The organism is Enterococcus sp. C76 (genome assembly GCF_040886985.1).
GTDB lineage: Bacteria > Bacillota > Bacilli > Lactobacillales > Enterococcaceae > Enterococcus_B > Enterococcus_B lactis.
Genome location: NZ_JBFOEY010000002.1, coordinates 455,085 through 468,636, shown reverse-complemented (window position 1 = coordinate 468,636; position 13,552 = coordinate 455,085). Strand labels below are relative to the sequence as shown.

Here is a 13,552-nt window from a genome sequence, read left to right as displayed (position 1 = left end):
TGGCTGCCGTAGCAACTTTTACATCATATCAGAGCGACAAGTGATTGTCAACTCTTCTTTTAAAAGTTTTTTCGATTTCGTTTTTTCGAAATCTTTCAGCAACTCATTTATCATAACTTGTTGTTTGTTATTTGTCAAGAACTTTTTTGAAGTTTTTTTCGATAGAATCAAGCTTCGCAAGCTGTTCTTTTTTAACAACTCAGTTATCTTATCATGTCATCATCAACATGTCAATAACTTATTTTTTATTATTTTAAGTTATTGGTGTTCTTTTGAACAAATAATAATATATCAACATCACATACGAAAGTCAATAAGAAAATGCTTATTTATCAACATTTCCAGCTTATGTGATCGTTAATTAGTTCTTCTCCTTTTTTGTTCGTCTTTATAACCTTAAAAAACGAAAAATCCTTTTATTTTCAGTTTAACGTTCATGTTTTTGTCCTATTTATGAGAACCAAATCTCTCACCTTCTAAAATTTTCCTTAACAAAGTGCTGCTTTTATCTATTTCTGCTTTTTTTTGCTAGAATAATAGTAACAATATGACTCTGGAGGATTTATTTATGAAAATTTTGATTGCTGACGATGATAAAGAAATCGTTGAATTATTAAGTATCTATGTTCACAATGAAGGCTATGAAGCAGTAAAGGCTTATGATGGGAAAGAAGCATTATCTAAAATCAGAACAATCCCTGATATTGAATTACTTATTTTAGATATCATGATGCCAGAGATGGACGGGATGCAAGTAGTGAAAGAGCTGCGAAAAGAATCTCAAATCCCAATCATTATGCTGACAGCAAAAACTACTGATATGGATAAGATCAAAGGACTGGTGGCTGGTGCAGATGATTATGTAACCAAACCGTTTAATCCATTAGAAGTAATGGCTAGAGTAAAGTCTTTATTACGGCGTACAAAAATGCAGATTGCCCCAGATCAGCCTGATGTATTAGAAGTAAATGCATTAATCATCAATAAAGACTCTCATGAAGTTAAAACAATCGATGGGAAAGAAATCCAGTTAACAGCTTTGGAATTCGGTATCCTCTACTTGCTTGCTAGTCATCCTAATCGAGTATTTAGCGCGGATGAAATTTTTGAGCGTGTTTGGAAACAAGAAAGTATTGTCTCTGCTAAAACTGTCATGGTTCATGTTAGCCATTTAAGAGATAAGATCGAAGAAGCAACTGGTGGTGAAAAAGTCATTCAAACCGTTTGGGGAGTGGGCTATAAAATTGACGCAAGATAGTAAACGAGCAACTGAAAAACGCCGTCGGATCAACTTGACTTCAAAAGAAATCAGCGAATTGTTAGCGGAAGGAATCATCACGATCATCCTTTTACTTCTATTAAATGTTTCTATTTTGGTTGTTATCAGTTCGGTTATCAATAGTTCACCTTCTTTGACGAATGCGATTTGGGATTCAAAGAATATTTTTGCGGAACGATTGAACACTGATTTATTTTGGAACGGTCGAAACTTTATTATTCCCTTTTTCTTTCTATTAGATATCGGTGTTTTGTATTGGCGTTTGATTCGAAGATATCGCCAAATGCAATTACGACATATCATCAGTGAACTTCATTACATCGCAAATGGAAATTATGATCATCGTATCCCTTTTGAACTTAGTGGTGACTTAAGCCGAGTTGTAACAAGTATCAATGGATTGGTAGATAGCACAGTAGCAGCGATTGAAGACGAACGTAAAATCGAGAAATCAAAAGATGAATTGATCACAAATGTTAGTCACGATATCCGTACCCCTCTTACTTCTATCATTGGATATCTAGGATTGATAGAAGATGGTCAGTATCACTCAGAAGAAGATCTTTTAAAGTATACACATACCGCTTATATTAAAGCAAAGCAGATGAAATCTTTAGTGGACGACTTATTTGAATACACTAAGGTACGCCAGCCTGCTGTCCCAGTAAATTTTTCTGCCTTTGATATGATCCAGTTGATCGAACAGTTAGCTGCTGATTTTGAGTTGGAAGCTTCTAAAAAAAATATCCAAATACTTGTGCAGTCAAAAGTAGATTCCCTTATCATGGATGGCGATACAGAAAAACTTGTACGTGTCTTCAATAATCTTTTGACGAATGCGTTGAAATATGGAAAAGGAGCAACGAAGATCGTGATCGAAGTAGAACGTGTCGGTTCAGAAGTTGTTGCAACGGTCAAAAATAATGGAGCAATGATTCCGCAACAGGCAATCGATAATCTATTCGACCGCTTTTATCGTGTAGAAGAATCTCGGTCACAAGCAACTGGAGGAACTGGGCTTGGTTTAGCAATCGCTCAAAGTATTGTGGCTTTACATGGTGGCTACATTTATGCAAAATCAGATAAGCAATGGACTTCTTTCATCATGCACCTTCCAATCAAGAAAAATGAAAAATTACCTATTGATGCACAGGAAGTTATTGACGAAAGCTGAAATATTCGCTATTCTTATTACAATTATTAGAATAAATGAAAAACACAGAACCCAGTACACTTTATTCTTTTTCAGAGAGCTGATGGCAGGTGCAAATCAGCAAAGGATAATTTGGAAGTTCCAGTTCGTTTACGTGCCCTTTCGAAATAAGAAAGGTCGGTTCAACAGCCGTTATGTGTTCAACAAGTGCAGCTTATGCTGAACTTGGGTGGTACCGCGAATTTCAGACTGATTCGTCCCAAGAATAATGGGATGGATCAGTCTTTTTTTATTTTCAAAAAGGAGGAAAACATATGTTAGATGTAAAAATGATGCGACAAAATATCGAAGAAGTACAAGAAAAATTAATGACTCGGGGCGTTAAAAAAGAAACATTAGCTGAATTCATGGAACTAGATGAAAACCGCCGTAAATTACTAGTCAAAAGTGAAGAATTGAAAAAATATCGAAATGACGTTTCTGCTGAGATCGCTCAATTGAAGCGTGCAAAAGAAGATGCTTCTGCTAAAATCGCTGAAATGAAAGAAGTCGGCGGCAACATCAAAGCATTGGATACTGAAATTGCTGAAGTAGATGAAAAATTGAAACAAATTGCCACTACTTTGCCAAACCTTCCCCATGATTCTGTGCCAGTTGGATCAGATGAAGAGGACAATGTAGAAATCCGTCGTTGGAGCGAACCACGTACATTTGCTTTTGAGCCAAAACCACACTGGGAAATTGCAGAAAATCTTGATATTTTAGACTTTGAACGTGGCGCAAAAGTAGCCGGTAGCCGTTTTGTTTATTATAAAGGGTTGGGCGCTCGATTAGAACGTGCAGTCTACAACTTCATGCTTGATCAGCATATTTACGAACACGGCTATACTGAAATGATTACTCCTTATATCGTCAACAGTAAAGCGATGTTTGGTACAGGACAATTTCCAAAATTCAAAGAAGATGTTTTCCAATTGGAGAATACTGATTTAACATTGATTCCGACAGCTGAAGTCCCATTGACTAACTATTATAATGATGAAATTTTAGATGGGGCGGATTTACCTGTTTATTTCACTGCGCTAAGTCCTGCTTTTCGTTCTGAAGCTGGAAGTGCCGGTCGGGATACTCGAGGACTGATCCGTCTTCACCAATTCAATAAAGTAGAAATGGTCAAATTCTCGGATGCAGAACATTCTTACGAAGAATTGGAAAAAATGACAGCTGATGCAGAAGATATCTTGAAAAAACTGCATTTGCCTTATCGTGTAATGGCCTTATCAACTGGAGACATGGGCTTTTCTGCAGCTAAAACTTATGATTTAGAAGTATGGATTCCTGCACAAGATACTTATCGTGAAATCAGTTCTTGTTCTAACTGTGAAGATTTCCAAGCACGCCGCGCCATGATCCGTTATCGCGATAATGATGGAAAAATCCACTATGCTCATACTTTGAATGGTTCAGGACTTGCGGTTGGCCGTACAGTAGCTGCCATTTTGGAAAACTACCAAAATGAAGATGGTTCTGTCACAGTTCCAGAAGCGCTCGTTCCTTATATGGGTAATCTGAAAGTTATTAAATAAAGAGGTTGTGAAAAAACTGTCCTGCATCAAGTAATAAGAACTGCCAAACAAAAATAGCTCCTCTGATTTTTCGTTTGGTTGGGCTTATTACCGCAGATGCAAGCTTTTGAACACTGTTTATCAGAGGTTGTGAAAAAGCCGCTTAGTTTCGAGTATTAAGAAAAATTTTGTGAAAATGGCTTTCCACATTTTTGCATAAATTGGACTTAATACCGAGAAATTGGCTTTTGTACACCGTTTACCAAGAAGTCCTGAGCCTGCCGTTCAGCTCCGAGTCACAAGGAACAATTTCAAAAAACAGCTCCTCATGTTTATTGAATATTGTGACTTGTGACCGAGGAATTGGCAGGAGAACACCGTTTACCAAGAAGTCGTAAGCCTGCCGTTTCACTCCAAACCACAAGGAGTAATTTCAAAAAACAGCTCTTCATATTTTATGAATATTGTACTTGTGATTCGGAGTTGGCAAGGAAACATTGTTTATTCAAAAAAAGAGTGGTGACACATGTTGTGTCACCACTCTTTTTTAGTATTTTTAAGATTCAACTGAATAGTTTGGTGCTTCTTTCGTGATTTGTACATCATGAGGGTGTGATTCTTTTAATCCGCTGCCGCTCATTTGGATGAATTGCGCTTCATCACGTAATTGCTGTAAATTGGCTGCCCCAACATAACCCATTCCTGAACGCAAACCGCCGATCATTTGGAAAATAATGTCTGCAACACTTCCTTTGTAAGCAACCCGACCTTCGATTCCTTCTGGTACTAATTTATTTGCTTCATTGACACTACCTTGGAAGTAACGGTCTTTTGAACCTTTCTCCATCGCGCCTAATGAACCCATACCTCGGTATGTTTTGAATCGACGTCCTTGGAAGATTTCGAATTCACCTGGTGATTCATCTGTCCCCGCCAACATGCTGCCTAGCATAACTGCATGTCCGCCGGCAGCTAATGCTTTGACGATGTCACCAGAGTACTTGATTCCTCCGTCTGCAATAATCGCTTTGCCATATTGACGAGCAACTGATGCTGCATCATAGATGGCTGTGAGCTGAGGTACACCTACACCAGCTACCACACGTGTCGTACAAATCGATCCTGGTCCGATACCGACTTTTACGACATCCACCCCTGCATCATATAAAGCTTTTGTCGCTTCAGCCGTCGCAACGTTCCCAGCAATCAATGTTGCATCTGCAAAAGTTGAACGGATTTCTTGGATTTTTCGGATTACACCTGCACTATGTCCATGAGCTGTATCGATGATGATTGCATCTACCCCTGCTTCTAATAAAGCATTCGCACGCTCGAATGTATCGCTTGTTACACCAACAGCTGCTGCTACAAGCAATCGACCATGTTCATCTTTTGCTGCATTTGGAAATTCGATCACTTTCTCGATATCTTTGATCGTGATCAATCCGCTTAAACGACCTTCGTTATCAACGATTGGTAATTTTTCGATTTTATGTTTTTGCAAAATCTTTTCTGCATCTTTTAGAGAGGTACCTACTGGGGCAGTCACTAAGTTGTCTTTTGTCATCACATCAGCAATTGGCATGTGGTAATCTGTTACAAAACGCATGTCGCGGTTTGTAATGATCCCTACCAATTTTCTGTTTTCAAGTGTTTCAACGATCGGCACACCACTGATACGGTATTTGCTCATCAATTCTTCTGCGTCTGCTACAAGATGCTGTGGCGTTAAGAAGAACGGATCAATGATGACGCCACTTTCAGAACGTTTGACTTTTCTTACTTCATCCGCTTGCTGGCTGATCGTCATGTTTTTATGGATCACACCTAATCCGCCTTGTCTTGCCATAGCGATGGCCATCTTGCTGTCGGTAACGGTATCCATACTTGCACTGATGATTGGAATATTCAACTTAATATTTTTAGCTAATTGTACGCTCATATCCACTTCGTTTGGTAACACGTGACTTTCTGCTGGTATCAATAAGACATCATCAAAAGTAAATCCTTTTTTCGTGAACTTTGTTTCCCAGTTGGACATTTTTAGTACCACTCCTCTAATTTAGTTTATCTATTAAAATAATTGATTTTTTCATTTAAGTCAATGATCTACATGGAATCAAATTAGCTTTCTCATAGAATACCAATATAAATCGCTTACATCTGTGTATATACTAAAAGAGAGTGCGACAGAAGTGGTTAGCTGATTGAACACCGTTTAGTGGAGAGGTTGTGAAAAAGCTGTTATGCATCAAGTAATAAGAACAGCCAAACAAAAATAGCTCCTCCTATTTTTCGTTTGGTTGGGCTTATTACCGCAGATGCAAGCTTTTGAACACCGTTTATTCGAAAAAAGGAGCTGCGACAAGACTTTTGTCACAGCCCCTTACTATTATTTAACTATGGATAAACGGAATGAGGTCCTTTACTACCTCTCAATATTTAGTAAAGCTACTGCTCTGCTTTCTGGTTTATCTTCTTGGAACGGATAAACTTCCAATGATCCCATACTTTTTCTTCAAGTAGTAACGGACGGCTAAAGCAGCTGCTCCGATGATGATAACTACTATCGGATCTAATACTGGATTGATAACTGGCGGCAATAGCGTTGTCGCAGAAAACAGCACGACCCAAAGAAGTGTCGTTCCACCTAGGATAAGCAATGTTTTACCCATTCCTGGTTTCTTGCTTCGATCTGCTCCTGGGTATTCATACTGATAGATGTACTTGTACATCATATAAAAGACCCAGCCCCCGATTGCAGAACCTAGAACGAGTGTAGAGAAGCCATAAGCTGGCGTTGTTCCACGTGAAAACAATCCAGTAATCGCGATCATGATACTTAATAGACCAAGCAGTAGTAATGTATTATCCAACCACATCAATAAAGGGGTCGATGTATTTTGTATTTCTGCTGGTTTATTGATGATTGCTTCCGTTCTTTCAGAGACTGTCCCGAACAATTGGCGAGCTGTTTTTCCGCCTTTTTGTTCTGCAACTAAAGTAGGCAGAATGTCATGAAGGGCTTTTACTTTTTCTTCTTCAGACAAATTCGCTGCTTCTAAAGATTTTTTCAAATCAAAAATGTACTGTTGATTTCTTTTGGTTAATTTTGTTTCTAAACTATTGTTTTCTTTTACGATTTCTCGTAATTGTTCTGGTTCCATTATCTAATAGTCCTCCTTAGCCGTTCCTTTTCTCAACGGTCGTCACAAAAGACATTCTACCATATTCTACAGCTAGTTTGATAGCCCTTTTACACATTAAAGCGGAATAACATTACATCGCCATCTTGTACGACATAATCTTTTCCTTCTAATCGAACACGCCCAGCTTCTTTTGCTGCATGCATGTTTCCATAATGATCCAAGTCTTCAAAAGAGACAGTTTCCGCACGGATAAATCCGCGTTCGAAATCTGAATGGATGATTCCTGCTGCTTGCGGCGCTTTGATTCCTTTTTTGAATGTCCAAGCACGTACTTCTTGTTCCCCAGCAGTAAAGTAAGTAGCTAAGCCTAACAAATCATAAGCGGCACGGATCAACTGATCCAAACCTGATTCTTCGATTCCTAAAGCTTCTAGAAATTCTGCTTTGTCTTCTTCATCTAATTCTGCGATTTCTTCTTCTGCACGAGCACTGACCACGATCACTTCTGCATTTTCTTCTGCCGCAAAGTTGCGCACTTCTTGTACATAATGATTCGCATCTGCATCTGCCACATCATCTTCTGACACATTTGCTACGTAAAGAATTGGTTTTGTCGTCAATAAGAATAGTGATTTAACGATTTTTTGTTCTTCTTCTGTGAATTCGATCGTTCGAGCAGATTTTCCTTCTTCCAGTACAGGTTTGATTTTGTCCAATACAGCTAGCTCTGCCACTGCATCTTTATCTTTGGTTTTAGCAACTTTTGCTACACGAGTATAGCGTTTGTTGATCGATTCCAAGTCTGCTAACACTAGTTCCAAGTTGATTGTATCAATATCTTCTAGTGGATCGACGCGTCCTTCTACGTGAGTGATATTATCATCATCAAAACAGCGGACAACGTGACAAATAGCATCTACTTGGCGGATATGGCTTAAGAATTGATTCCCCAAACCTTCTCCTTTACTAGCGCCTTTTACGATTCCAGCAATATCTGTAAATTCAAAAGTCGTCGGAACAGTTTTTTTCGGATGTACAAGTTCTGTTAAGCGTTGCAAACGCCAGTCAGGTACTTCTACCATCCCTACGTTGGGGTCGATCGTTGCAAAGGGATAGTTTGCTGCTTCTGCTCCTGCTTTTGTGATCGCATTAAACAAAGTTGATTTTCCTACGTTGGGCAACCCAACAATTCCAGCAGTCAATGCCATAAATTTATTCACTCTTTCTCTGCATTTTTTTCAATTACTTTTTTTAATTTCTTTTCAAAGTCTCGACGGGTCATCATGACGATATGTCCGCAATTCATACATCTGATTTTGATATCTGCGCCCATTCGAATGACTTCCCAGCGGTTCGTCTGGCAAGCGTGAGGTTTTTTCATTTCAACGATATCGTGCAAGTCGTACATAAAAATAGCCTCCTTTTTGTTTATTCTTCATCAAATTGAATATTCAAGATATCAAGAATTCGTGTCAAATCTTTTTGAGAAAGGTATTCGATCTCGATCTTACCTTTCCCGTTTTTTTCTTGGATAGCTACGCTCGTACCGAATTTATCCATCAAACGATCTTCGCTTTCTCGGATATAATAGGGTTTTTCCTTGGCTAGCCTTGGGATTTTTTTCTTTTCTTTTCCATCATTTTGATTTAATTCAGAAACGATCTGTTCCAGTTGGCGGACAGTTAAATTTTCAGTTACTGCACGATTGGCTAATTTTAAGATCAATGATTTGTTTTTCAAGCCTAACAGCGTACGAGCTTGTCCCATAGATAAACGTTGATCTTGCACCATTTCCTTAACAAGATCTGGTAAAGAAAGCAAGCGCAAATAATTGGCGATATAAGGTCTGCTCTTTCCTAAACGACTAGCCACTTCTGCTTGTGTCAGTTTCAGATTTTTCATCAGCATTTCATACGCTTCTGCTTCTTCTAATGGATTCAGATCTTCCCGTTGCAGGTTTTCCAACACGGCTACTTGCATCATTGCTTCTTCGTCAAAGTCTCTGACGATAGCAGGGATCGTTTCTTTTTCAGCTAGTTTGGATGCTCGAAAACGTCTTTCCCCTGCGATGATCTCATATCCTTTTACTGCAGAACGGCGTACGATGATTGGTTGGAAGACGCCTGATTGTTCAATAGAATTAGCTAGTTCTTGCAAAGATACTTCTTCAAATGTCTTACGAGGCTGATACGGATTTGGACGCAGCTCATTCAATGGCAACTGGACCACGGTATCATCTTTTACATCCACCGTCTCTAAGTTTTCTAAATCTTGGAACAATGCATCGATTCCTCGGCCTAATCCTTTACTTTTCTTCACGACTTACCACTTCCTTTGCCAATGCTTGGTAGACTTCAGCTCCCCGAGAACGTGGATCGTAGTCGATGATCGGTTTTCCATGACTAGGTGCTTCTGATAAACGAATATTTCTTGGGATGATTGTTTCATAGACTTTTTCGCGGAAGTATTTGCGTACTTCTTCTACGACTTCATTTCCCAGATTTGTTCGTGCATCATACATGGTCAGCAAGACACCTTCTATTTCCAATTCTGGATTGAAGTGCTTTTGGACTAAACGAACCGTATTCAGTAATTGGCTTAATCCTTCCAATGCGTAATATTCACACTGAACAGGTATCAAAATCGAATCACTTGCTGTAAATGAATTGATTGTCAAATGGCCAAGAGAAGGCGGACAGTCGATCAAAATATAATCATACTGGCTGCTGACTTCTGCTAAAGATCCTTTTAATCTTGATTCTCTTGCCATCATTGATGTCAATTCGATCTCTGCTCCTGCTAATTGGAGAGTCGCAGGCACAATACTCAAATTTTCATGTTCAGTGATCAACGTCGCCTCATCAATTGGCAATTCATTGACTAGAACGTCATAGATGTCTTTTGTCACATCGGGTTTTCTGATCCCGACACCACTGGTAGCATTTCCTTGTGCATCCATATCCACTAGCAATACTTTTTTGCCAAGGCTGGCAAGACAAGCACCTAGATTTACCGTCGTCGTTGTTTTGCCGACGCCACCTTTTTGGTTCGCAACAGATATTATTTGTGCCATCTCTTCTCCTCCTATTTGATTGGCTGCTTATTAGGCAGACCGGGCTTTCTTGGGTATTTCTTTGGGGTTATTTTCTTTTTTTGAATGACGATAATATGCCGTTGGTCAGAGACATTCGGCAAGGTAACTGCCTCTTCTTTGAGGAATTTACCACCTAATAAAGCAATCGCTTGTTTTGCTTCTGTCAGTTCCTCTTCACTTTTTGCTGCTTTCAATGCATAAAAATAGCCTTCTTGTTTAGCCAAGGGCAAACACAATTCTGCTAACACATTCAAACGAGCAACTGCACGAGCAGTGACAAGGTCAAATGATGCACGAAATTGAGGATTTTGTCCAAATGTTTCTGCCCGGTCATGATATAAGGAAGCATCGATTCCTAATAATCGAGTTAGTTCAGACAAGAAGGTTATTCTTTTATTCAGAGAATCAACAATCGTTATCTGCAATTCGGGAAAGGCAATTTTTAAAGGTACGCTAGGAAATCCTGCTCCTGAACCGACATCGCATAAAGATAAAGGTTGCGTAAAGTCTACTTCAAATGCTAACGTAAGCGAATCGTAAAAATGCTTCAGGTATACGTCTTTTTCATCCGTAATGGCTGTAAGATTCATTTTTTCGTTCCATTCGACTAATGTCCGATAATAGATAGCAAATTGTTCCATTTGATGATCGGTAAGCTCTATCCCTTTTTCTGCCAAAGATTGGCGAAATTCTTCTGGTATCATAATTATTCCTTTCATTGTGAAACAGCAATTGTTTCACAGATTCTCTCCCTACTTTAACGCAAAATTCCAAGACATGCAATCCTTCCATATGGATTCTTAAAAATTTGAAAAGTAAGAAACGCCGATAGATTTTTTCTTTCTATTATGGCACTCATAAAATACACATAGAAGAGAGAACTAGCTTTGAGCAATTTCTGCAAAAACTGGTTCTCTCTTCTATTTATTATTACGTATTACGCTGGTTCACTGACTTTCGCAATCTTCCCTTGTTCGATATAGACCCAAATCAATCTATCAATAATTATCAAACTGAGTCATATAGAGACAAAAATTTCAAAAACGACCTATTAATTGGTCATCGAATATCATTTAAAATCAATACGACGGAGTCAGACACGGAGTCAAAACAAGCCCGCTGAGAATTTAAAAACATACAGTACCACTACATGGCTGTATGTTTTTTTATTTCAGATTATCTGAAATGATTACATGTACTTTTTTTTCCATTTTTTTCTACTAGTTAGTAGCAAATACTCTCCTATTTTCTCAATAAACTATTTTTGACTATATGGTATCTGAAACAGCTAAAACCTTGTCATTACAGCAAAAAATCACTTTATCTCCGTTTCATTTCAGATACATTTCACTTAAGCGGATTCTATAAACCGAAAAAAAGAACCTCCAGATAGCTTTTACTACCTGAAGGTATTTCCTAAGACACGGTCAGTTATTAACGGGGTAGGGTAATTAACTCTAATACAAGACATGCTTAGTAATCAATCACCTGTTCAAATACTTCATCATAACTAGTTAAGATGTTTCTATAAACTAAGACGTTCTTTAAATATCTTTTCTACTTTTTTATCTTCAAAATATACTCTACAACCATCGATTCCTCTTGAAAGAAGAACATAATATATATTCAAAATATACTCAGTTAATTCGGACAAAGAAAATTCTTTTTTTAGAGGTGTTCCTCCAATGTCCTTATAATTTTCAGGAACCGCAACTATTTTTCCGTTTTTAACCGTAATGTCATTACCTATTATTACTCCAGAGTAATTAAGGTCATAACCTTGAATTGCATGTATAGATCCAATTTCTCTCTCAGAATTAGGTTTTTTAACCCAATCTTCATAAGTAGAGTTCCATCTTCTCTTAATACCATCAATCTCCCAATCATAAGGTAGTTCTTCTAACGTCTTTCCTTTGTTGGCTTTTTTGCTTATACTGGATATCCATTCTTTACAGTATCCTGCTATTACCCTATTAGTTGTTTCAGGATATGCATGAGAATGATCATCTACATAGTCAATCACTTCCTTGAAACTGTTCACAATTCCAAAGTAATCATTCTTAAATACCTCTTGGTTAAAATCTCTTTCTTCGCTTAACTGAAGACCATACAAAATTCCTTTTAGATAGTCCTCTCCAGAAAAGCAACCGTTCCCGCCAATCCTAAACTGTTGTGACATGGAGAGTTTCTGATAATTACTGGTTAATCTCCGAACCTCTGAAGGGCTAATGTTTTGTGGTTTAATCCCTTGATAAGGATCATATAATAAAACTAAACCTTCAGTAATTTCCTCAAGAAGCGTAATCTCTTCATCATCCTTGTTAAGATGCCTTCTCGCATTGGGATGACCTTTTTTATAAAATTTTTTTAACTTATGTGCTTCATCAACTATGATAATATCGAAATTTTCATGCTTTTTCTTAGCATCTGTTATCAATTGTGAACCAGTTTTTACAGTCAATCTACTATTCAAATTGATTGATTTGAAGATTAAATTAAATTGTCTGATTAAATTGCCTGTAGTGACTACACCTATTTTCAAATCAGGATACTTATCTGCTAAAGAAAAAGCTAGATTTGTAAATAAAACGGACTTACCCGAACCTGCAGGAGCTTCGACCAAAAATTTTGTAAATAAATTTTTTTCTACATCTCCAATAATCTCTTTTTGTTTAAGAGATAACTGTTTGAAAGGAGAATATTTAAATAACAGGCTCTCTCTTAGTTCATTAAGATTTCGATTATTAACTAATCCTAAATCAGATAACTCATGTGTCCACAATTCATAAAATACACTGGTCAAAATTTCTTCCTTATTCTCATAAGTTATTTTTGTTTGTCCATTATTTCCATTCGCAAAAACAAACTTAGTTTTATCTGCTTCTGCAATCATGTAATTAAGTAATAGAGATTCTAAATCTAAGATAGCTGATTTGTGAAATAATTTTGAATAGATCACTAAGCAATCAGTAAATAGTCGATAATTGATTTTGGGATTTTTTTCAGCTAAATGTTCTTTATGTCTATTTTTGAAGCTACTAGTTTCACCAATGTATATTATTTTATTTCTTAAATTGAAATATATATACGTAACTGGATTATTAATTAAAATATCATTTTCTATTTTTGTTAAATCATTTAATATTGTTCCTTCACATAATTTCAACTTCACTGTTCTATAATACGACATATCCATCTCCGCCAACTTCATGTTATAAATTTCTTTTTTTGTTCAATAAATTTGAACTTAGTATAACACAAAACTTTTAATTGGCTTATATTTTTTGAAGAGAACTCTCACCTGAACATGTC

General features: G+C 37.4%; 11 protein-coding genes and 1 other annotated feature. Of the genes, 3 read left to right on the top strand and 8 right to left on the bottom strand.

What is annotated here, in order from left to right:
- Positions 1 to 568: 568 nt before the first annotated feature.
- The 3 genes from AB3I00_RS04715 (at position 569) to serS (ending at position 4,018) form a co-directional block, all read left to right on the top strand.
- The gene (locus tag AB3I00_RS04715; RefSeq protein WP_002295268.1) at positions 569 to 1,258 is read left to right on the top strand and encodes a response regulator transcription factor; all 690 of its coding nucleotides are present in this window, start codon (positions 569 to 571) and stop codon (positions 1,256 to 1,258) included.
- Entirely contained in the window at positions 1,245 to 2,453 is a 1,209-nt protein-coding gene (locus AB3I00_RS04710) for a cell wall metabolism sensor histidine kinase WalK (protein ID WP_002309915.1), read from the top strand. Before AB3I00_RS04715 ends, AB3I00_RS04710 begins: the two co-directional genes overlap by 14 nt.
- Positions 2,454 to 2,491: 38 nt before the next feature.
- Positions 2,492 to 2,697, top strand: a binding site (T-box leader).
- 49 nt (positions 2,698 to 2,746) lie between these two features.
- Positions 2,747 to 4,018, top strand: a complete 1,272-nt coding sequence (gene serS, locus AB3I00_RS04705) for a serine--tRNA ligase (RefSeq protein WP_002315470.1) — start codon at positions 2,747 to 2,749, stop codon at positions 4,016 to 4,018.
- Between the two features lie 535 nt (positions 4,019 to 4,553).
- Here the strand turns inward: serS and guaB are convergent.
- The 8 genes from guaB to AB3I00_RS04665 all read right to left on the bottom strand — a co-directional run bounded on the left by guaB (position 4,554) and on the right by AB3I00_RS04665 (position 13,430).
- Positions 4,554 to 6,038 (bottom strand): IMP dehydrogenase, encoded by a 1,485-nt coding sequence (gene guaB / locus AB3I00_RS04700; RefSeq protein WP_002293341.1) that lies wholly within the window; start codon positions 6,036 to 6,038, stop codon positions 4,554 to 4,556.
- Between the two features lie 430 nt (positions 6,039 to 6,468).
- Complete coding sequence (locus AB3I00_RS04695; RefSeq protein ID WP_002293104.1) at positions 6,469 to 7,164, bottom strand: DUF1129 domain-containing protein; 696 nt, start codon at positions 7,162 to 7,164, stop codon at positions 6,469 to 6,471.
- 89 nt (positions 7,165 to 7,253) lie between these two features.
- Entirely contained in the window at positions 7,254 to 8,354 is a 1,101-nt protein-coding gene (ychF, locus tag AB3I00_RS04690) for a redox-regulated ATPase YchF (RefSeq protein WP_002293105.1), read from the bottom strand.
- Positions 8,355 to 8,362: 8 nt separating this feature from the next.
- Entirely contained in the window at positions 8,363 to 8,554 is a 192-nt protein-coding gene (locus AB3I00_RS04685) for a DUF951 domain-containing protein (protein ID WP_002293106.1), read from the bottom strand.
- A gap of 20 nt (positions 8,555 to 8,574) precedes the next feature.
- Positions 8,575 to 9,465 carry a ParB/RepB/Spo0J family partition protein gene (locus AB3I00_RS04680; RefSeq protein ID WP_002293107.1) on the bottom strand — a complete coding sequence of 297 codons (891 nt, stop codon included), beginning with the start codon at positions 9,463 to 9,465 and terminating at the stop codon, positions 8,575 to 8,577.
- Positions 9,452 to 10,219, bottom strand: a complete 768-nt coding sequence (locus tag AB3I00_RS04675; protein ID WP_002293108.1) for a ParA family protein — start codon at positions 10,217 to 10,219, stop codon at positions 9,452 to 9,454. The genes AB3I00_RS04680 and AB3I00_RS04675 overlap by 14 nt, the downstream gene beginning before the upstream one ends.
- A gap of 11 nt (positions 10,220 to 10,230) precedes the next feature.
- A complete protein-coding gene (rsmG, locus tag AB3I00_RS04670; RefSeq protein WP_002293109.1) occupies positions 10,231 to 10,944 on the bottom strand; it encodes a 16S rRNA (guanine(527)-N(7))-methyltransferase RsmG in 714 nt (237 codons plus the stop codon).
- Positions 10,945 to 11,765: 821 nt separating this feature from the next.
- Positions 11,766 to 13,430 (bottom strand): DNA/RNA helicase domain-containing protein, encoded by a 1,665-nt coding sequence (locus tag AB3I00_RS04665; RefSeq protein WP_225613713.1) that lies wholly within the window; start codon positions 13,428 to 13,430, stop codon positions 11,766 to 11,768.
- Between the last annotated feature and the right edge of the window lie 122 nt (positions 13,431 to 13,552).